The sequence below is a fragment of the Streptomyces sp. NBC_00461 genome (assembly GCF_036013935.1).
Lineage (GTDB): Bacteria > Actinomycetota > Actinomycetes > Streptomycetales > Streptomycetaceae > Streptomyces.
Genome location: NZ_CP107902.1, coordinates 3943235 through 3964575, shown reverse-complemented (window position 1 = coordinate 3964575; position 21341 = coordinate 3943235). Strand labels below are relative to the sequence as shown.

14 protein-coding genes are annotated in these 21341 nt (G+C 69.7%); 10 read left to right on the top strand and 4 right to left on the bottom strand.

Features of this window, described 5'->3' with window-relative positions; all coding sequences use genetic code 11:
* Window positions 1-266 precede the first annotated feature (266 nt).
* The 6 genes from mtrA to OG870_RS18525 all read left to right on the top strand — a co-directional run bounded on the left by mtrA (window position 267) and on the right by OG870_RS18525 (window position 7772).
* On the top strand, window positions 267-956 hold the full coding sequence (gene mtrA / locus OG870_RS18550) for a two-component system response regulator MtrA (RefSeq protein ID WP_187284748.1): 690 nt from the start codon (window positions 267-269) through the stop codon (window positions 954-956).
* Between the two features lies 1 nt (window position 957).
* On the top strand, window positions 958-3021 hold the full coding sequence (mtrB, locus tag OG870_RS18545) for an MtrAB system histidine kinase MtrB (protein ID WP_266584075.1): 2064 nt from the start codon (window positions 958-960) through the stop codon (window positions 3019-3021).
* Window positions 3011-4840: an LpqB family beta-propeller domain-containing protein gene (locus OG870_RS18540; protein ID WP_266840129.1), complete on the top strand. Its 1830-nt coding sequence runs from the start codon at window positions 3011-3013 to the stop codon at window positions 4838-4840. Before mtrB ends, OG870_RS18540 begins: the two co-directional genes overlap by 11 nt.
* Before the next feature lie 98 nt (window positions 4841-4938).
* Window positions 4939-5817 carry a ComF family protein gene (locus OG870_RS18535; RefSeq protein ID WP_266840131.1) on the top strand — a complete coding sequence of 293 codons (879 nt, stop codon included), beginning with the start codon at window positions 4939-4941 and terminating at the stop codon, window positions 5815-5817.
* 311 nt (window positions 5818-6128) lie between these two features.
* Window positions 6129-6821 carry a ribosome hibernation-promoting factor, HPF/YfiA family gene (gene hpf, locus OG870_RS18530; RefSeq protein WP_405624478.1) on the top strand — a complete coding sequence of 231 codons (693 nt, stop codon included), beginning with the start codon at window positions 6129-6131 and terminating at the stop codon, window positions 6819-6821.
* 204 nt (window positions 6822-7025) lie between these two features.
* A complete protein-coding gene (locus OG870_RS18525; protein WP_266515464.1) occupies window positions 7026-7772 on the top strand; it encodes a response regulator in 747 nt (248 codons plus the stop codon).
* Between the two features lie 3 nt (window positions 7773-7775).
* Here OG870_RS18525 and OG870_RS18520 read toward each other — a convergent pair whose 3' ends face one another.
* Together OG870_RS18520 and OG870_RS18515 are read right to left on the bottom strand one after the other, a co-directional pair.
* Complete coding sequence (locus tag OG870_RS18520) at window positions 7776-8960, bottom strand: winged helix-turn-helix domain-containing protein (protein ID WP_266840134.1); 1185 nt, start codon at window positions 8958-8960, stop codon at window positions 7776-7778.
* Window positions 8961-9012: 52 nt separating this feature from the next.
* Window positions 9013-9603, bottom strand: coding sequence for a GNAT family N-acetyltransferase (locus OG870_RS18515; protein WP_266515455.1), 591 nt, complete (start codon window positions 9601-9603; stop codon window positions 9013-9015).
* 282 nt (window positions 9604-9885) lie between these two features.
* Here OG870_RS18515 and secA point away from each other — a divergent pair, with 282 nt between their 5' ends.
* A complete protein-coding gene (gene secA / locus OG870_RS18510; protein ID WP_266924546.1) occupies window positions 9886-12699 on the top strand; it encodes a preprotein translocase subunit SecA in 2814 nt (937 codons plus the stop codon).
* A gap of 83 nt (window positions 12700-12782) precedes the next feature.
* Here the strand turns inward: secA and OG870_RS18505 are convergent, their stop codons facing one another.
* Window positions 12783-13553, bottom strand: a complete 771-nt coding sequence (locus tag OG870_RS18505) for an Rv3235 family protein (protein WP_266840136.1) — start codon at window positions 13551-13553, stop codon at window positions 12783-12785.
* Between the two features lie 315 nt (window positions 13554-13868).
* Between OG870_RS18505 and OG870_RS18500 the strand changes: the two genes are divergently transcribed.
* Both OG870_RS18500 and OG870_RS18495 read left to right on the top strand, forming a co-directional pair.
* Window positions 13869-14384, top strand: coding sequence for a DUF6912 family protein (locus OG870_RS18500; RefSeq protein WP_266840138.1), 516 nt, complete (start codon window positions 13869-13871; stop codon window positions 14382-14384).
* A 96-nt stretch (window positions 14385-14480) separates the two neighbouring features.
* On the top strand, window positions 14481-15146 hold the full coding sequence (locus tag OG870_RS18495; RefSeq protein ID WP_266840140.1) for an HAD family hydrolase: 666 nt from the start codon (window positions 14481-14483) through the stop codon (window positions 15144-15146).
* Between the two features lie 32 nt (window positions 15147-15178).
* On the opposite strand, the gene OG870_RS18490 is transcribed toward OG870_RS18495, so the two are convergent.
* The gene (locus OG870_RS18490) at window positions 15179-15745 is read right to left on the bottom strand and encodes a DJ-1/PfpI family protein (RefSeq protein WP_266515444.1); all 567 of its coding nucleotides are present in this window, start codon (window positions 15743-15745) and stop codon (window positions 15179-15181) included.
* A gap of 577 nt (window positions 15746-16322) precedes the next feature.
* Here OG870_RS18490 and OG870_RS18485 point away from each other — a divergent pair.
* Entirely contained in the window at window positions 16323-21269 is a 4947-nt protein-coding gene (locus OG870_RS18485) for an NAD-glutamate dehydrogenase (protein ID WP_266584081.1), read from the top strand.
* Window positions 21270-21341 lie beyond the last annotated feature (72 nt).

The window sequence follows — 21341 nt, the reverse complement described above, 5'->3', positions numbered from 1 at the left end:
ATCCGATGGGCACCGTCCGCCCCGGCGCGTGAGTGCCGAAGGCCGAACGTGAAGGCCGGTGTCGCCGTCGTGGCGTCCGCGTAGCCCGCCCTGGCCCGAGCCGCTGGGCCGACCATGTGGTCAGGGTGCGCCTACGCTGGGTAGCTGACATCCGTTACGGACATCGACGTCGCGGGACAGGGGCAGACAGTGACGGCCGAGTACGACTATCGTCACGGGCCAGTGAGCCTGCTCACCTGCACCTTCGCCACCGTTATGAGAATGGGATGATGTCGTTTATGAAGGGACGAGTCCTTGTCGTCGACGACGACACGGCACTGGCCGAGATGCTCGGCATCGTGCTGCGTGGTGAAGGTTTTGAGCCGTCTTTCGTAGCTGACGGCGACAAGGCGCTGGCCGCATTCCGTGAGAGCAAACCGGATCTGGTGCTGCTCGACCTGATGCTGCCGGGGCGGGACGGCATCGAGGTGTGCCGTCTGATCAGGGCGGAGTCCGGTGTGCCGATCGTGATGCTCACCGCCAAGAGCGACACCGTCGACGTGGTGGTCGGGCTGGAGTCGGGCGCCGACGACTACATCGTGAAGCCGTTCAAGCCGAAGGAGCTGGTCGCCCGGATCCGGGCGCGGCTGCGGAGGTCGGAGGAGCCGGCGCCGGAGCAATTGGCCATAGGCGACCTGGTCATCGACGTGGCGGGTCACTCCGTGAAGCGGGACGGGCAGTCGATCGCGCTGACGCCGCTGGAGTTCGATCTGCTGGTGGCGCTGGCCCGGAAGCCGTGGCAGGTGTTCACGCGTGAGGTGCTGCTCGAGCAGGTGTGGGGTTACCGCCACGCCGCCGACACCCGTCTGGTGAACGTGCATGTACAGCGGCTGCGTTCGAAGGTCGAGAAGGACCCCGAGCGGCCGGAGATCGTGGTGACCGTCCGCGGCGTCGGTTACAAGGCAGGACCGAGCTGACATGACCGGTGACAGTGCCGCTTCGGCGCCCGGGCCGGGCGAGGCCCGCGCGGGGCGGCCTGTCGGCCGGAAGACGGCGGGCTCCCGCTGGGGACGCCTGCTCGAGGGCGGACTGCTGCAGGGCGGCGTCCAGGGCAGCCCGGTCCTGCGCCTTTTCATGCGCTGGGTGCGTCGCCCGCTGCTGCCCGTCATGCGGCTGTGGCGACGCAACATCCAGCTCAAGGTCGTCGCCACGACGCTGCTGATGTCGCTCGGTGTCGTACTGCTGCTGGGCTTCGTCGTCATCGGGCAGGTGCGCAACGGCTTGCTTGACGCCAAGGTGAAAGCCTCCCAGAGCCAGGCCACGGGCGGGTTCGCGGTGGCCAAGCAGAAGGCCGACGAAGAGGCGGCGGTCGGGACCGGTGACGGCGGTACGACGGCGGACGGCCGTCCCTCGCAGAACGTCATCCAGTGGATGAGTGAACTGGTGTCCTCGCTGTCCAGCGGCGGTCAGGGCGCCTTCGACGTGGTGACCTTGCCTGCCGGCGACAACAGCGGCGGCGGGCGCGGGCCGCGTGCCTCCGGGGACGTCGACCCCTCTGCGAGCGTTCCCGACGACCTGCGCTCACGGATCAACGACGACACGGCGGCCTCCCAGAGCTACACCCGCATCGTCTACAGCAACAGCAACGAGTCCCAGCCTGCGCTGGTCATCGGTAAGCAGGTCAACGACCCCAACGGCGACCCGTACGAGCTGTACTACCTCTTCCCGCTCACGCAGGAGGAGAAGTCGCTGAGCCTGGTCAAGGGCACGCTGGCGACCGCGGGGCTGTTCGTCGTCGTCCTGCTCGGGGCGATCGCCTGGCTGGTGGTGCGGCAGGTCGTGACGCCCGTGCGGATGGCGGCCGGTATCGCGGAGCGGCTGTCCGCAGGGCGGCTGCAGGAACGTATGAAGGTCACCGGCGAGGACGACATCGCGCGGCTCGGTGAGGCCTTCAACAAGATGGCGCAGAACCTGCAGCTGAAGATCCAGCAGCTGGAGGACCTGTCGCGGATGCAGCGGCGGTTCGTGTCGGACGTGTCGCACGAGCTGCGGACGCCGCTGACGACCGTACGGATGGCCGCGGACGTCATCCACGAGGCGCGGGAGGACTTCGATCCGATCACCGCGCGGTCGGCCGAGCTGCTGGCCGACCAGCTGGACCGGTTCGAGTCACTGCTCGCGGACCTGCTGGAGATCAGCCGCTTCGACGCGGGTGCCGCGGCGCTGGAGGCGGAGCCGATAGACCTCAGGGAGGTCGTGCGGCGCGTCGTCAGCGGGGCCGAGCCGCTCGCCGAACGCAAGGGGACGCACATACGTGTGGTGGGCGACCTCCAGCCCGTCGTCGCGGAGGCGGATGCCCGGCGCGTGGAGCGGGTGCTGCGCAACCTCGTCGTCAACGCCGTGGAGCACGGCGAGGGCAAGGACGTGGTCGTCAAACTCGCCGCGGCGGGCGGAGCGGTGGCGGTCGCGGTGCGCGACTACGGCGTCGGGCTCAAGCCCGGTGAGGCCACGCGCGTGTTCAGCCGCTTCTGGCGGGCCGACCCGGCACGCGCTCGTACCACCGGCGGTACGGGCCTCGGGCTGTCCATCGCCCTGGAGGACGCGCGGCTGCACGGCGGCTGGCTGCAGGCGTGGGGCGAGCCGGGTGGCGGCTCGCAGTTCCGGCTGACGCTGCCGCGGACCGCGGACGAGCCGCTGCGGGGATCGCCGATACCGCTGGAGCCCAGGGACTCGCGGCGCAACCGCGGACTCAACGACGCCGGGTTGCCGCGCGGGGGCGGGGACAAGTCCGCCACCGTGCCCGTGCAGCCGACCGGCGACCAGATACCGCCGATAGCTTCCAGAATGGCCGGTGCGGCCCCCACCGCCGACCCGACGGCACTGCCCGGCAACGGCGCGCGCGTGGTGCCCCGGCCCGTCTCCGGAGCGCGACGGCAGGACGAGACGCCCGGCGAGGACAGGGCTCTGAGCGAGACCTCGGGTCCCCCGGGCACCGCGCCGGAGGACTCGAAGAAGCAAGGGGAGGCATTTCGTGGGCGCTGACCGCGAGGGGGGCGCCGGGCGCGGACCGCTGCGCATGGTGGTGTACGGCGTCTGCGGCGTCGTACTGCTGGCGGGGTGCGCCTCGATGCCCGACAGTGGGGACCTGCGCGGCGTCGACTCCACACCGCGGCAGGACACCCAGGTGCGGGTCTTCGCCATGCCGCCCCAGGACGACGCGCAGCCTTCGGACATCGTCTCGGGTTTCCTCGAGGCGTTGACCAGCGACGATCCCACCTATTCGACGGCGCGCCAGTACCTCACCAAGACTGCCTCGCAGACCTGGAAGCCGGGACTGTCCAGCACGGTCCTCGCGGACGGGCCGGGTATCGACCCCAACCGCCTGGGCGGCCGGGAGGGCAGCGACGACCTCACGTTTACGCTGACCGGCACGAGGGTCGCCAGGGTGGACGAGCAGCAGGCGTACTCGCCCGCAAGCGGGACCTACAACGCGCCGGTGCATCTCACGCGCGACAAGAAGACCAAGCAGTGGCGCATCGACACGCTGCCGCAGGGCGTCGTCATGGGCAAGTCGGACTTCCAGCGCAACTACATGTCCGTCAACAAGTACTACTTCGCCTCGAATGCCGCGGCCGGGACGACGCAGACGGCGGCCGTCGGGGATCCCGTGTACGTGCGGCGGCGCGTCGACCCCATGACACAGATGGTGCAGTCGCTGCTCAACGGGCCCACGACCTGGCTCGACCATGTGGTGCGGACGAGTTTCCCCACCGGTACGGCGTTGCAGAAGGGCGTCGGCGGGCTGACGCCCGACGACCAGAACAAGCTGACCGTGCCACTGAACGAGAAGGCCGCCCGCGTCGGTGTGAAGCAGTGCAGCGAGATGGCGGCCCAGCTCCTGTTCACGCTGCAGAACCTCACCCCGGTGGTGGACCAGGTCGAGTTGCTGTCCGGTGATACGCACCTGTGCTCGCTCGCCGAGGACCACGCGGACGACGTGGCCGCGCGCGGCTCGATGGACCGTCCCGGCTACGTGTACTTCATCGACGACAAGAGCCGGCTCGAACGGATAGCGGTCGGCAACAACGGCACCAAGGACGATCCGGTGCCCGGAGCACTGGGCGAGGGCAGCAAGGCGCTGCGGTCGGTGGCCCTGTCACGTGACGAGGACACCGCGGCCGCCGTCAGTGGCGACGGCAAGAATCTGTACGTCACGTCGCTGGTGTCCGGCAGTTCGCTCGGGGACCCCGTGCTGGCAAGCCGGGGCAAGTCGGAGCAGGACCGGCTGACGCCGCCCAGCTGGGACGGGAACGGCGACCTCTGGGTGGCCGACCGCGACCGTGACAAACCCCGGCTGCTCCTGCTGGAGCAGGGCAAGGGTGTACCGCTCGTGGTGAAGACCCCGGAGCTGGACGGCCGCATCGACAGCGTCCGGGTGGCTGCCGACGGGGTGCGGATCGCGCTCGTGGTGACGAAGAACGGCAAGAAGTCGCTGTTCATCGGACGGATCGAGCGGCGGCAGGAGGTCGCGGAGGACCGGCCGACGGTTTCCGTGCTCGGACTGCGGTCCGCGTCACCGGAGTTGGAGGACGTCACGGCCATGTCGTGGTCCGGGGACAGCCGGCTCGTGGTGGTCGGGCGCGAACAGGGCGGACTGCAGACCATGCGGTACGTCCAGGTCGACGGCTCCACGCCGGAGGGGCCCGCGCCCGCGGCCCTCAGCGGGATCAAGGAGATCACCGCGGCGGAGTCCGACGGGCTGCCGCTGGTGGCGTACTCGGAGGACGGGATCGTACGGCTGCCGGCCGGGACGCAGTGGCAGAAGGTCACGGACGGGGTGGCGCCGGTCTATCCGGGGTGAACCGTTGCCCCGGGGCGGTTTGCGTCCGGGACGAGTTGTCCACAGGGAGTTATCCACAGGGGTGGCAGGTCGGCTCCGGCATTGGCACAGTGGTGGGCATGCGGGGGTGGTGGCAGGACCTCACCGACCTGGTGCTGCCGGCTGAGTGCGGAGGCTGCGGGAGGCCTCGCACGGTGCTCTGCCCTGAGTGCCGTGTCGCCCTGAGTGGGGCCGCACCGAGCCGGGTGCGACCGGTGCCGGAGCCGCCCGGGCTGCCCGTGGTGCACGCGGCCGCCCGGTACGCCGACGAGGTCCGGGCCGTGCTCCTGGCCCACAAGGAGCGCGGCGCGCTGGCACTCGCGGCACCGTTGGGCACGGCTTTGGCAGGAGCTGTGCGGGCGGGGCTCATGGACATGTCCGGCACCGTGGCCGTGGGCGGTGACAGGCCCGTGCTGCTCGTTCCCGTTCCGTCGGCGCGTGGGGCGGTGCGCGCGCGGGGGCACGATCCGGCGCGGCGGATCGCGCTCGCGGCGGCGGGCGAGCTGCGGCGGACCGGGACCGCGGCCAGAGTGCTCGCCGTGCTGCGACAACGGCGTGCCGTGGCCGACCAGGCGGGGCTCAACTCCCGGCAGCGGCTGGACAATCTGGCCGGTGCGCTCGCGGTGGCACCCGGCGGCGAGCGGCTGCTGCGCTGCGGTTCGGTCGTGCTCGTCGACGACCTGATGACGACAGGTGCGTCCCTCAGGGAAGCAGCGCGTGCCGTGCACACGGCAAGGGCGGCAGAAACGGGGCTGATTTCCTACGGCGAAGCAACTACGGCCGTGTACGCGGCAGCTGCCCGGGAAAGCACAGAGGAACGGACGGCTGGATCAATGGACGAAGGGATCGACAGGAGGCACTCCGTGCCGGGAAAGGCGGGTGCAGGCGGCCCGGGTGACGTGATCCGCGCAGCTGTGGTCGCGGCGTCGCCAGATTCTTTCGAAGTAAACCGGAACTGACTGTCAACTTGCATCGTTGCAGGTAATGAGAGGGTCAATTCACCTGAACGGAGGTACGCCGCAGTAGAGGGTGACGACATCCGTCCGGGCGAGATATGTTCGGTTGTGAGAGAAAGGCGCAGGCCATCTCTCTCATACGCGAATGCCGGGCTGCGGGTTTTCCACAATCATCGGCAGTGGTGGAGTGGGGATCTTGCCCGCGGGGGAGGAGGTGGAAGTCACCGAGTCCGAGGTTCCGGAGCTGCCGGAGCCTGGTGCAAAAGGGAGATGCTCCGCCGTTGGAGCGGAGTGATCCGGGAACGGAGTTCTGCGTGGACATCGTCGTCAAGGGACGCAAGACCGAGGTGCCCGAGCGGTTCCGCAAGCACGTGGCCGAGAAGCTGAAGCTGGAGAAGATCCAGAAGCTCGACGGCAAGGTGATCAGCCTCGACGTCGAGGTGTCCAAGGAGCCCAACCCCCGACAGGCCGACCGTTGCGACCGAGTGGAGATCACGCTCCGCTCCCGCGGTCCGGTGATCAGGGCGGAAGCAGCGGCCAGCGATCCGTACGCGGCACTCGACCTGGCGGCGGAGAAGCTGGACGCCCGGCTGCGCAAACAGCACGACAAGCGGTTCTCTCGCCGTGGCTCGCGCAGGATCTCGGCCGCCGAGGTCCCCGACCACGTCCCGGGCGCGGCGACTCTCAACGGGAACGGCCACCCCGTCCACGAGGAAGAGTCGGACGGAGTGCCCACCAAGAAGATCGGCTCGCTGGAGGTCAAGGGCGAAGGCCCCCTGATCGTCCGCGAGAAGACCCACGTCGCCTCCCCGATGACCCTCGACCAGGCCCTCTACGAGATGGAACTGGTCGGACACGACTTCTACCTCTTCGTCGACTCCGAGACGAAGGAACCGAGTGTCGTCTACCGGCGGCACGCCTATGACTACGGCGTCATCCACCTCAGCACCGACCCGATGGTCGCGCAGGCGCATTCTCCCGCGCCCGGCGGCACGCTGGGCGGCTGACCCGCGCGGCTGACGGCTGAGCCGGTGCCCCTGGAGCGCCTGTGCGCCCCCAGGGGCACCGGTGTGCGACCCCTTCGAGCCCGCTCCGTCACCGCGTTGTCGTCCGGGCATGGAATCATGGCGGCAGCGGTCCAACCGGTGGGCCGTTGCCTTGGGTTGGCGATGGCGCAGCACCACAGGCCACAGCCTTCAGGGGGAGGAACGATGGCGGACAGCTTCGGACCGATGCATGACGAGGGTGCCGGCGGCGGCGTCGTCGGCATGGGCCCGGACGGGGGAGCTCCACGCAAGGAGCCGATCCGGGTGCTTGTCGTGGACGACCACGCCCTCTTCCGCCGGGGCCTGGAGATCGTGCTCGCGGCCGAGGAGGACATCCAGGTCGTCGGGGAGGCCGGGGACGGCGCGGAGGCCGTCGACAAGGCCGCCGACCTGCTGCCCGACATCGTCCTGATGGACGTGCGGATGCCCAAGCGGGGCGGGATCGAGGCCTGCACCTCCATCAAGGAGGTGGCCCCCAGCGCCAAGATCATCATGCTGACGATCAGCGACGAGGAAGCCGACCTCTACGACGCGATCAAGGCGGGTGCGACCGGTTATCTCCTCAAGGAGATCTCCACGGACGAGGTGGCCACCGCCATTCGCGCGGTGGCCGACGGGCAGTCGCAGATCAGCCCCTCGATGGCGTCGAAGCTGCTCACCGAGTTCAAGTCGATGATCCAGCGGACCGACGAGCGTCGACTCGTCCCCGCGCCGCGGCTGACGGACCGCGAGCTGGAGGTCCTCAAGCTCGTGGCCACGGGAATGAACAACCGGGACATCGCCAAGGAGTTGTTCATCTCCGAGAACACCGTGAAGAACCATGTGCGCAACATCCTGGAGAAGCTCCAGCTGCATTCCAGGATGGAAGCGGTGGTGTACGCGATGCGGGAGAAGATCCTCGAGATCCGGTGACGCTCAGCCGAGTGCGCGGGTGAGTTCCTTGGACAGGGCCTCGCGCAGTTCGGGCGTCTCCGTCCGTTCCACCCGTACGTCCGTGCAGTCCACCCAGCTCGCGGCCTCCGCCAGGGCCTGAGCCACCGCGGGGACCGCCTTGGGGCCGTCCAGGGTGACCTGCCTGGCCACCAGCGTGCGGCCCTCACGGGCAGGGTCGACGCGGCCGACCAGACGGCCGCCCGCGAGCACCGGCATCGCGAAGTAGCCGTACACCCGCTTCGGCTTGGGGACGTAGGCCTCCAGGCGGTGGGTGAAGCCGAAGATCCGCTCCGTGCGTGCCCGTTCCCAGATCAGGGAGTCGAACGGGGACAGGAGTGTGGTGCGGTGGCGGCCGCGTGGCAGTGCCTCCAGGGCCGCCGGGTCGGCCCAGGCCGGCTTGCCCCAGCCCTCGACCGTGACGGGGACCAGGCCGGAATCGGCGATGACCGAGTCGACCTGCTCGCCCTTGAGGCGGTGGTAGTCGGCGATGTCCGCGCGCGTGCCGACGCCCAGGGACCGGCCCGCCAGACCGACCAGCCGGCGCAGGCACTCCCTGTCGTCCAGCTCGTCGTGCAGCAGTGCGTCCGGGATCGCGCGCTCGGCGAGGTCGTAGACCCGCTTCCAGCCGCGGCGCTCCACGCACACCACCTCGCCGTACATCAGGGCGCGCTCGACGGCGACCTTGGCGCCGGACCAGTCCCACCACTCGCTGGTGCGCTTGGCGCCGCCCAACTCCGTGGCCGTGAGGGGGCCTTCGGCGCGGAGTTGCTTGATGACCTGGTCGTAGGTGCCGTCCGGGAGGTCGTGGTTCCAGTGCGGGCGGTTCCGGTAGGCGCGGCGGCGGAAGGCGAAGTGGGGCCACTCCTCGACGGGGAGGATGCACGCGGCGTGCGACCAGTACTCGAAGGAGTGCGGGAGGTCGGACGCGGCCTTCCAGTAGGCACTCTCCACCGTCTGGCGGCCGACGGCGCCGAGGCGGGCGTACGCGATGAGCTCGTGGGAGCGCGCCAGGACCGAGATCGTGTCCAGCTGGACCGCGCCGAGGTGGCGGAGGACGCCGCGGACGCCGGCCCTGCGGTCGGGCGTGCCGATGAAGCCCTGGGCGCGCAGGGCGATGCGGCGGGCGTCGTCTGCCGAGAGGTCGGTGATGGGGCGCGGGGTCGTCATGGTCCGCACGATAGGCGCCGGGACTGACAATCGGCGGTGGCCTGCACATTCGTCACGGGGCGCCCGGTGTCGAGGCAGGCGCCGGCAGATACGGCGCCGTCGAGGCAAGGCCCAGGTCCGAGGGCAGCAGCGAACCCACCCAGCAGTCCCGGCGTACGCCCTGGTGGATGATCGCGGAGCGCAGGACGCCCTCGATGACGAAGCCGGCGCGTTCCGCCACCGCGCGGGAGGCTCTGTTGCCGACCTCCGCACGCCATTCCACCCGGTCCACCGACAGGTGGGTGAAGGCCCAGCGGGAGGCGGCGACGGCGGCTTCGGTGACATAGCCGTTGCCCCGGTGCTCCTTGGTGCCCCAGAAGCCGATCTCGGTCACGCTCAGGGAGTGCATGGTGAGGCCGAGCATGCCCACCAGTTCCTCCCCTTCGGGGAGGAAGAGACCGAAGGTGAGCATCGAGCCGCTCGCCCAGCTCTCGGGGACCAACTCGTGGGTGAAGCTCCGCGCGTGCTCGGGGAGATAGGGCGAGGGGATCGAGGTCCAGCGCTGGATGTCGGGGTCCTGGGCGGCGGCGTACACGGCGTCGGTGTGTTCGGCGCCGACGGTGCGCAGAAGGAGACGGGGGGTCGTGAGCGTCACGGGTTCCATCGGCCGATTCTGCTGGGACGGCCGAGGAGCACGCCATGTTTTTAGCCGTGTGTGAGCGGGTGATCACAATTCGCGCAATTCGTCGGCGGGGCGCGGCACCATCCGCGAGGCCCGGCCGTTGACCCTTTTGAAGAAGATTTGAAGCGGTGCGAGAAGCCGCCTGCCGTCGTCGTCCCGGCAGGCCTCCCGGCTTGGCGGTCTCCTCGCATACGATGGCCGTTGCTCAGTAAGTCAAATGGAAACCGACCGTCCCAGGCCCGACCGGCAAGGAGACCAACCCCCGTGTCCGTCCTCTCGAAGATCATGCGTGCAGGCGAAGGCAAGATCCTGCGCAAGCTGCACCGCATCGCGGACCAGGTCAAGTCCATCGAAGAGGACTTTGTCGACCTCTCCGACGCCGAGCTGCGGGCCCTCACCGATGAGTACAAGCAGCGGTACGCCGACGGAGAGAGCCTGGACGACCTGCTCCCCGAGGCGTTCGCCACCGTACGCGAGGCCGCCAAGCGTGTCCTCGGACAGCGTCACTACGACGTCCAGATGATGGGTGGTGCCGCGCTCCATCTCGGTTACGTCGCCGAGATGAAGACCGGTGAGGGCAAGACCCTGGTCGGCACTTTGCCCGCGTATCTCAACGCGCTTTCCGGTGAGGGCGTCCACCTCATCACGGTCAACGACTACCTGGCCGAGCGCGACTCCGAAATGATGGGCCGCGTCCACAAGTTCCTGGGCCTGACCGTCGGTTGCATCCTCGCGAACATGACGCCGGCCGAGCGCCGCGAGCAGTACGAGTGCGACATCACGTACGGCACGAACAACGAGTTCGGCTTCGACTACCTGCGCGACAACATGGCGTGGTCGAAGGACGAACTGGTGCAGCGCGGCCACAACTTCGCCATCGTCGACGAGGTCGACTCGATCCTGGTCGACGAGGCCCGTACGCCGCTGATCATCTCCGGCCCGGCCGACCAGGCCACCAAGTGGTACGGCGACTTCGCCAAGCTGGTCACGCGCCTGAAGAAGGGCGAGGCGGGCAACCCGCTGAAGGGCGAGGAGGAGACCGGCGACTACGACGTGGACGAGAAGAAGCGCACGGTCGCCATCCACGAGCCCGGCGTCAGCAAGGTCGAGGACTGGCTGGGCATCGACAACCTCTACGAGTCGGTGAACACCCCGCTGGTGGGCTACCTGAACAACGCCATCAAGGCCAAGGAGCTCTTCAAGAAGGACAAGGACTACGTCGTCATCGACGGCGAGGTCATGATCGTCGACGAGCACACCGGCCGTATCCTCGCCGGCCGCCGCTACAACGAGGGCATGCACCAGGCGATCGAGGCGAAGGAAGGGGTGGACATCAAGGACGAGAACCAGACCCTCGCCACGATCACCCTGCAGAACTTCTTCCGCCTCTACGGCAAGCTCTCCGGCATGACCGGTACGGCGATGACCGAGGCCGCCGAGTTCCACCAGATCTACAAGCTCGGCGTCGTCCCGATCCCGACCAACAGGCCGATGGTCCGCAAGGACCAGTCGGACCTGATCTACCGCACCGAGGTGGCCAAGTTCGAGGCGGTCGTCGACGACATCGCCGAGAAGCACGAGAAGGGCCAGCCGATCCTCGTCGGTACGACGTCGGTCGAGAAGTCCGAGTACCTCTCGCAGCAGCTCTCCAAGCGAGGCATCCAGCACGAGGTGCTGAACGCGAAGCAGCACGACCGTGAGGCGCCGATCATCGCCCAGGCCGGCCGCAAGGGCGCCGTGACCGTGGCCACGAACATGGCCGGCCGTGGTACGGACATCAAGCTCGGCGGCAACCCGGACGACCTCGCCGAGGCGGAGCTGCGCCAGCGCGGCCTCGACCCGGAGGAGCACATCGAGGAGTGGGCGCAGTACCTGCCCGCCGCCCTGGAGCGTGCCGAGCAGGCCGTGAAGGCGGAGTTCGAGGAGGTCAAGGACCTCGGCGGGCTCTACGTCCTGGGCACCGAGCGGCACGAGTCGCGTCGTATCGACAACCAGCTGCGCGGTCGTTCCGGCCGTCAGGGCGACCCCGGCGAGTCCCGCTTCTACCTCTCCCTCGGCGACGACCTGATGAGGCTCTTCAAGGCCCAGATGGTCGAGCGCGTGATGTCGATGGCGAACGTCCCGGACGACGTGCCGATCGAGAACAAGATGGTCACGCGCGCGATCGCCTCCGCCCAGTCGCAGGTCGAGCAGCAGAACTTCGAGACCCGTAAGAACGTCCTGAAGTACGACGAGGTCCTCAACCGCCAGCGTGAGGTCATCTACGGCGAGCGGCGCCGCGTCCTGGAGGGCGAGGACCTGCAGGAGCAGGTCGTGCACTTCATGGACGACACGATCGACGCGTACATCGGCGCGGAGACCGCCGAGGGCTTCGCGGAGGACTGGGACCTCGACCGGCTGTGGGGCGCCTTCAAGCAGCTCTACCCGGTCAAGGTGACCGTCGAGGAGCTGGAGGACGCGGCCGGTGACCGGGCGGGTCTGACCGCCGAGTACGTCTCCGAGTCCATCAAGGACGACATCCACGAGCAGTACGCGTCGAGGGAGTCGCAGCTCGGCTCCGAGATCATGCGTGAGCTGGAGCGCCGGGTCGTGCTGTCGGTCCTGGACCGCAAGTGGCGCGAGCACCTCTACGAGATGGACTACCTCCAGGAGGGCATCGGCCTGCGCGCGATGGCGCAGAAGGACCCGCTGGTCGAGTACCAGCGGGAGGGCTTCGACATGTTCACGGCGATGATGGAGGGCATCAAGGAGGAGTCCGTCGGCTACCTGTTCAACCTGGAGGTCCAGGTCGAGCAGCAGGTCGAGGAGGTCCCGGTCGAGGACGCCCAGCCGGTCGACATGGACAAGCAGGACGCGGTGCCGGCGCAAGCGGGCTCGCGTCCCGAGATCCGTGCGAAGGGGCTGGACGCTCCGCAACGCCGGAACCTGCACTTCTCCGCGCCGACCGTGGACGGCGAGGGCGGAACCGTCGAGGGCGACTTCGGCGACGACGACGAGCCCGTGCGCTCCGAGGCCGACGGTCTCACGCGCGCGGAGCGGCGCAAGCAGTCCCGGGGCGGGCGGCGCCGCAGGAAGTAGGAAGCGGCGCCTGGGCGCCGTAGCAGCGGCTTGAAGGGCCGGGCCACCTCGGGGTGGCCCGGCCCTTCGGCGTACTGCCCGCCCTAGTCGTCGGTGGGGCGCGGTGGGCGCGGGCCGCCGAGTTCGACCGCCGTGCAGCGCCAGCGCAGGTCCTGGCCGCGTTCCAGGCGGAAGGCCATGGCCCGCAGCTGGTCGCCGGCGCCGACGCGCGCGAAGGCCTCGACAGCGCCGGGACGGGCTTCGTAGTAGCCGATGTCGCGGACGACCGGGCGGGTGCCGCGTGTGCGCAGGGGGCCGCGTTCCGCGAGCCAGGCCAGTTCGTCGTAGGCCCGGCCCGCGGTGTGCCGCAGCATGGAGTGGACCGGGCGCTGGCCGCTCAGCACGGCGAGCAGGAGATCGGCGAAGACGTCGGTGGGACGCGGCCGGGGGGCCGGCCTGGGGTGGCCGGCCGTGATCCCGGTGACCGGGGCGGCCGATGCGGCTTCGCCGGGGGTGGGAACGACATCCGGCGGGGCGTGGGTGGTGGTGCGGCAGGCGGGAGCCATGGAGGTGCTCGCGCAGGGGCCCGTGGCTGACGGCGCGGTGGTCTTCGGCGGGGTGGCCGGCCTGGTGCGGGCGGCGGTCGCGCCGCTGGCCGGCCCGGCGTGAGCGGTCGGCGGGCGGTTGTCGTCGGGCCTGGTGCCCGGAGAGTGGCCGCCGGCCCGGGAGCCCGGTGGACGGCCGCCGCCCGGTGCGGTGCTGGTCGCGGTTCCGCCCGGGATACGGGGAGGAGCGCCGCCGGGGCGGCGGGAGTCGCGGCGGCCGGGAGGGCGGGTGCCCGGCTGGTGCTGCGCCCTGGTCATGACCTTGTGCATGCGCTTCCCCGTTCGGAGGGCCCGATTGATACCGGGCGGTAACTTTGCGTTGGGGATCTTGTACGGGGCGCGGGACCGCTGCGGCAAGGACCTGAGGGCCCGGGTTGGAGTGGCTGGATTCTTCACCTATCAGGGTGACGGAGGGGCTGCCGGAGCCCATGATCACGGGGGCGCGCCGGGTGACTTCCCGGGCGGGAAGTGGACGCCTGAGGGGCTGGGGGCAGGGACTCGAAAGGGGACCCCCGCACGTATCCTGAAGCCCCTCCGGACGGCGCGGCTGCCGCGCCCGGTACCCGACCACGAAAGCGGCCAGACATGCGCGTCTACGTCCCCCTGACCCTCTCCGGTCTCGCCGAGGCGTACAAGACGGGAGAGCTGGGGGCGGGGCCGCTCGCCGCCTACGCCGTCACGCCCGCCCTGCGCGAGTGGTACCTCTCCGACGACATCGAGGAACTGGAGTACGCGGCTCTGAACCGCGCCGCGCTGGCCTCGCTGCGGCTGCTGGCCGCGGACCCTCGGGCGGTACGACGCCGCGTCGTGGTCGCCGTCGACGTGCCCGACGGCGCGGCGGCCGCTGACCCCGACCGGGGTCTCGACACGGCCGCGCTCGGCGAGGTACGGGTGACCGGGACCGTACGGCTCGCCAAGGCGGCGGCCGTGCACGTCGACCTCGACGAGGCGGAGGCGGACGTGGCCGCCGCGGCCGAGGCGCTGGAGGCGGCGGACCGCGGGGACGACGACGCGCAGTTCGTGGTGGACGGCGCCGAGGACCACGAGCTGCTGTGGTACGCGACGCAGGAGATCCCCAACCTGGTGGAACTCGGGGTCTGAGCCCTCCCGCGCCCGGCTCCATGCCTGTCTGACCTCTCAACGCCTTTCTGACCTGCAGTTCTCTTGATTGTCAGTGGTGGCGGGTACGTTTTTGGCATGGGGAAGCAGACAGGGACGCACATCGTCTGGGACTGGAACGGGACGCTGTTCCACGACAATGACGCGATCATCGGGGCGACGAACGCGGCATTCGGCGAGCTGGGCCTTGAGTCGATCACGATGGAGCAGTACCGGGCGCTGTACTGCGTGCCGGTGCCGAAGTTCTACGAGCGGCTGCTGGGGCGGCTGCCGACGGACGCCGAGTGGGAGGTCATGGACGTGACCTTCCACCGCTACTACACGGAGCACCGGGTCGGCTGCGGGCTCACCGCCGGCGCGGTGGAGCTGCTCGCCGGATGGCGGTCGGCGGGCCGCAGTCAGTCGATCCTCAGCATGTACGGGCACGACGAACTCGTCCCGCTGGTGCGGGGGTTCGGGATCGAGGCGCACTTCATACGCGTCGACGGGCGGACCGGGCCCTCGGGCGGCAGCAAGGCGGAGCACATGGTGCGGCACCTCGCCTCGCTGACCGGTGTGGACCCGGCTCGCACGGTGGTGATAGGCGACGCCGCCGACGACGCGGTGGCCGCACGGCACGTGGGGGCACGGGCCGTGCTCTACACCGGCGGTTCGCACGGGCGGGCCAGTCTGGAAGAGGTGGGCGTGCCGGTGGTGGACTCGCTGGCGGAGGCCGTCGCGGAGGCGGAGCGGCTGGCGGCCTGAGCCGGCGGGCGTACGCGCGGCGGTGGGGTCAGTCAGGTCACCGGTGCCTTCGCGCGCAGCACGGTCAGGAACTCGCGCATCCAGCCCGGGTGGTCCGGCCAGGCGCGGGACGAGACCAGGGTGCCGTCGACCACCGCCTCGGCGTCCTGGAAGCTGGCGCCCGCGGCCTGCATGTCGGGTTCCAGCGCCGGATACGCCGTGACCCGGCGTCCGCGCAGACCGTCCACCGCGGCGGTCAGCAGGGGCCCGTGGCAGATCTGGGCCACCGGCTTGTCCGCGTCGAAGAAGGACTTGAGGATCTTGCGGAGTTCGGGGTCGTTGCGGAGGTACTCAGGGGCGCGGCCGCCCGGGATGACGAGGGCGGCGTACTGGCCGGGATCGACCTCGGCGAAGGCGAGGTCGGCCGGCCAGGTGTAGCCGGGCTTCTCGGTGTAGGTGTCGAAGCCGGGTTCGAAGTCGTGGACGACGAACCGGAGCTTCTTGCGGGCGGGGGCCGCGATGTGGACTTCGTAGCCCTCCTCGCGGAGGCGCTGGTACGGGTACAGGACCTCGAGTGACTCTGCTGCGTCGCCGGTGACGATGAGGATTTTCGCGGTCATGTCGGGCGGCTCCCCTCGGGAGGGCGTGCGCTGTCATGGGCAACGTGCCTCTGAGGGGGTGGCCTTGCCAAGAGGTCCGGTCGTTTTCGAGCAAGGGGGATCAGATGAAGGGCTGCAATCGCCGACCCGCACGACAACAGGGCTCACGCCCCTGTGCAGAGTGTCAAAGTTCGACCCCTGGTTTTGTACACATACGGCTCATGACGGGCCCCCCATGGTGAGCGATAGCCTTATGGCGTGATCAGCGCGATAGCTCGCGGGGGCATCCATGCCCCTGCCCTACGCCCGGTGAGCACGGAACACCTCCGTGACCGGGTGGCGGTCGCTGGTCCTCGCGGGCGGGACGGGGTCGCACGGACCCCCAGGACGCCGCACACACCCCGGAAGCAGACGCCGCCGAGAGCAGCGTCACACCCCGTGGGCGCGTTGAGAATGGCCGATAACCCCCCGCTCATCTCCCCTTGCGGCATAGCGTCGGAGCAGACCGGACACCCCGCGTCACGGCGTCACGTCCCAGGGGAAGAGCCCGTACTTCCTTCTACGTCACGCAATGGCGCGCGACAGGAGCCAGAGGACAATGCAGACCAAGCTGGACGAAGCCAAGGCCGAGCTGCTCGAGAGGGCCGCCCGGGTAGCTGAGAACAGCCCGGTCGGGGGGCACCTACCGACTGGGACGACGGATGAGGGCACACCCGACCGGGACACCGTGCTCGCGTTCCTCCAGCGCTACTACCTGCACACCGCCCCGGAGGACCTCAGCGGCCGCGACCCGGTCGACATCTTCGGAGCCGCACTCTCGCACTACCGGCTGGCCGAGAACCGCCCGCAGGGCACGGCCAACGTGCGGGTGCACACGCCCACGGTGGAGGAGAACGGGTGGACGTGCAGCCACTCCGTCGTCGAGGTCGTCACCGACGACATGCCCTTCCTGGTCGACTCCGTCACCAATGAGCTGACGCGGCAGGGGCGTGGCATCCACGTCGTCATCCACCCGCAGATCGTCGTCCGCCGGGACGTCACCGGCAAGCTCATCGAGGTGCTCAGCGCGCAGACGGGCGGCGACCTTCCGCACGACGCGCACACCGAGTCCTGGATCCACGTCGAGATCGACCGCGAGACCGACCGCGGCGACCTCAAGCAGATCACCGCCGACCTGCTGCGCGTCCTGTCCGACGTCCGCGAGACCGTCGAGGACTGGGACAAGATGCGGGACGCGGCGCTGCGCATGGCCGACGAGCTGCCCGCCGAGCCCGTCGCCCCCGACCTGCGCGAGCAGGACGTCGAGGAGGCCCGCGAGCTGCTGCGCTGGCTGTCCGCCGACCACTTCACCTTCCTCGGCTACCGTGAGTACGAGCTGCGCGAGGACGACTCGCTGGCCGCCGTGCCCGGCACCGGCCTCGGCATCCTGCGCTCCGACCCGCAGCACGCCGCGGACGAGAGCCACCCGGTCAGCCCGTCCTTCGAGCGGCTGCCCGCCGACGCCCGCGCCAAGGCCCGCGAGCACAAGCTCCTCGTCCTGACCAAGGCGAACAGCCGCGCGACCGTGCACCGGCCGTCGTACCTGGACTACATCGGCGTCAAGAAGTTCGACGCGGACGGCAATGTCGTCGGCGAGCGCCGCTTCCTCGGTCTGTTCTCCTCCGCCGCGTACACCGAGTCGGTGCGCCGGGTTCCGGTCATCCGCCGCAAGGTCGAGGAGGTCCTGGAGCGCGCCGGCTTCTCGCCCAACAGCCACGACGGGCGCGACCTGCTGCAGATCCTGGAGACCTACCCGCGCGACGAGCTCTTCCAGACCCCGGCCGACGAGCTCGAGACCATCGCCACCTCCGTCCTCTACCTCCAGGAGCGCAGGCGGCTTCGCCTCTACCTGCGCCAGGACGAGTACGGGCGCTACTACTCCGCCCTCGTCTACCTCCCGCGCGACCGCTACACCACCGGCGTCCGCCTCAGGATCATCGACATCCTGAAGGAGGAACTCGGCGGCACCAGCGTCGACTTCACGGCCTGGAACACCGAGTCGATCCTCTCCCGGCTGCACTTCGTGGTGCGCGTCCCGCAGGGCACCGAGCTGCCGGAGCTGTCCGACGCCGACAAGGACCGCATCGAGGCACGGCTGGTGGAGGCCGCGCGTTCCTGGGCCGACGGCTTCGCCGAGGCACTGAACGCCGAGTGCGGCGAGGAGAAGGCCGCAGAGCTGCTGCGCAAGTTCGGCAGCGCCTTCGCCGAGGGCTACAAGGCGGACCACACGCCGCGTGCCGCGGTCGCCGACCTCGTCCACCTCGAACAGCTCAGCGAGGCGCAGGCGGCGAGCGGCAAGGACTTCTCGCTCAGCCTGTACGAGCCCGTGGGCGCCGCCCCGGAGGAGCGCCGGTTCAAGATCTACCGCAGGGGCGAGGCCGTCTCCCTGTCGGCGGTGCTGCCGGCCCTCAGTCGGCTCGGCGTCGAGGTGACGGACGAGCGGCCGTACGAGCTGCGCTGCTCGGACCGCACGACCGCGTGGATCTACGACTTCGGCCTGCGCATGCCCAAGTCGGCGAACGGCGGCGGGGACTACCTCGGCGACGACGGCCGCGAGCGCTTCCAGGAGGCCTTCGCCGCCACCTGGACCGGCAAGGCGGAGAACGACGGCTTCAACGCCCTCGTGCTCAGCGCCGGGCTGGACTGGCGTCAGGCGATGGTGCTGCGGGCGTACGCGAAGTACCTGCGGCAGGCGGGCTCCACCTTCTCGCAGGACTACATGGAGGACACCCTCCGCAACAACGTCCACACCACCCGGCTGCTGGTCTCGCTGTTCGAGGCGCGGATGTCGCCGGACCGCCAGCGCGCGGGCCGCGAGATCGTCGACGCCCTCCTCGAAGAGGTCGAGGCGGCCCTCGACCAGGTGGCCTCCCTCGACGAGGACCGGATCCTGCGGTCCTTCCTGACGGTCATCAAGGCGACCCTCCGTACGAACTTCTTCCAGGAGGCCGCGGGCGGCCAGCCGCACGCGTACGTGTCCATGAAGTTCGACCCGCAGGCGATCCCCGATCTGCCGGCGCCGCGCCCGGCGTTCGAGATCTGGGTGTACTCGCCGCGTGTGGAGGGCGTGCACCTGCGCTTCGGCAAGGTCGCGCGCGGAGGTCTGCGCTGGTCCGACCGGCGTGAGGACTTCCGGACCGAGATCCTCGGCCTGGTCAAGGCGCAGATGGTGAAGAACACCGTCATCGTGCCGGTCGGCGCCAAGGGCGGCTTCGTCGCCAAGCAGCTGCCGGACCCGAGCGTGGACCGGGACGCGTGGCTGGCCGAGGGCATCGCCAGCTACAAGACGTTCATCTCGGCCCTGCTCGACATCACCGACAACATGGTGGCCGGCGAGGTCGTGCCCCCGGCCGACGTCGTGCGCCACGACGAGGACGACACCTATCTCGTCGTCGCCGCCGACAAGGGCACCGCGACCTTCTCGGACATCGCCAACGGGGTCGCGGAGACGTACAACTTCTGGCTGGGCGACGCCTTCGCCTCCGGCGGCTCCGCGGGCTACGACCACAAGGGCATGGGCATCACCGCCCGCGGTGCCTGGGAGTCCGTCAAGCGGCACTTCCGGGAGCTGGGCGTCGACACGCAGAGCGAGGACTTCACGGTCGTCGGCATCGGCGACATGTCCGGCGACGTGTTCGGCAACGGCATGCTGCTCAGTGAGCACATCCGCCTGGTCGCCGCCTTCGACCACCGGCACATCTTCATCGACCCGAACCCGGTCGCGGAGACCTCGTACGCCGAGCGTCGCCGCGTCTTCGAGCTGCCGCGCTCCAGCTGGGGCGACTACAACACCGAGCTCATCTCGGCCGGTGGCGGCGTGTTCCCGCGTACCGCCAAGGCCATCCCGCTCAACTCGCACATCCGTGAGGCCCTCGGTATCGAGGGCAAGGTCTCCAAGATGACCCCGGCCGACCTGATGAAGGCCATCCTCCAGGCCCCGGTGGACCTGCTGTGGAACGGCGGCATCGGTACGTATGTGAAGGCCAGCACGGAGACCCAGGCCGACGTCGGCGACAAGGCCAACGACCCCATCCGCGTCGACGGCGCCGACCTGCGCGTCAAGGTCGTCGGCGAGGGCGGCAACCTGGGCCTGACCCAGCTCGGCCGGATCGAGTTCGCACGGCACGGCGGCAAGATCAACACGGACGCGATCGACAACAGCGCGGGCGTGGACACCTCCGACCACGAGGTGAACATCAAGATCCTGCTCAACGGCCTGGTGGCGGACGGCGACATGACCGTCAAGCAGCGCAACAAGCTGCTCGCCGAGATGACCGACGAGGTCGGCCACCTGGTCCTGCGCAACAACTACGCGCAGAACACGGCGATCGCCAACGCGCTCGCCCAGTCCAAGGACATGCTCCACGCCCAGCAGCGCTACATGCGCCACCTGGTGCGCTCGGGCCATCTGGACCGGGCGCTGGAGTTCCTCCCGGCCGACCGTCAGATCCGCGAGCGCCTCAGCGCGGGCCAGGGCCTCACCAGCCCGGAGACGGCCGTCCTGCTGGCGTACACGAAGATCACGGTCGCCGACGAGCTGCTGCACACCTCGCTGCCGGACGACCCGTATCTGCGCGGTCTGCTGCACACCTACTTCCCGGCCGCGCTGCGCGAGAAGTTCACCGACCAGATCGACGGCCACCCGCTGAACCGTGAGATCACCACGACCGTCCTGGTCAACGACACGGTCAACACGGGTGGTACGACCTATCTGCACCGGCTGCGCGAGGAGACCGGCGCCTCGCTGGAGGAGATCGTCAGGGCGCAGACCGCGGCCCGCGCGATCTTCCGCTCCGCACCGGTGTGGGACGCGGTGGAAGGACTGGACAACCAGGTCGAGGCCGCCGTCCAGACCCGTATCCGCCTGCACTCGCGCCGGCTCGTGGAGCGCGGTACGCGCTGGCTGCTCAACAACCGGCCGCAGCCGCTGCAACTGGCCGAGACGGTCGACTTCTTCGCCGAGCGCGTCGAACAGGTCTGGCAGCAGCTGACCAAGCTGATGCGTGGCGCGGACCTCGAGTGGTGGCAGCAGATCTACGACGAGCTGACCGGCGCCGGCGTCCCGGACGAGCTGGCCACACGGGTGGCGGGGTTCTCCTCCGCCTTCCCGGCGCTGGACATCGTCTCGGTGGCCGACCGTATGGGCAAGGAGCCGATGGACGTCGCCGAGGTCTACTACGACCTCGCCGACCGGCTGCACATCACCCAGCTCATGGACCGCATCATCGAGCTGCCCCGCACCGACCGCTGGCAGTCCATGGCCCGCGCCTCCATCCGCGAGGACCTGTACGCGGCCCACGCGGCCGTGACCTCGGACGTCCTGGCCGTGGGCAACGGCACCTCGACTCCCGAGCAGCGCTTCAAGGCGTGGGAGGAGAAGAACGCGGCGATCCTGGGCCGGGCACGCTCGACCCTGGACGAGATCCAGGGCTCGGAGACGTTCGACCTCGCCAACCTGTCGGTGGCGATGCGGACGATGAGGACACTGCTGCGGACGCACTCGTAAGCCCTGTGGCCACGGCCACGTAGGCAGGCCTACGAAGACGAGGGCGCCCCGAGCCGAACGGCTCGGGGCGCC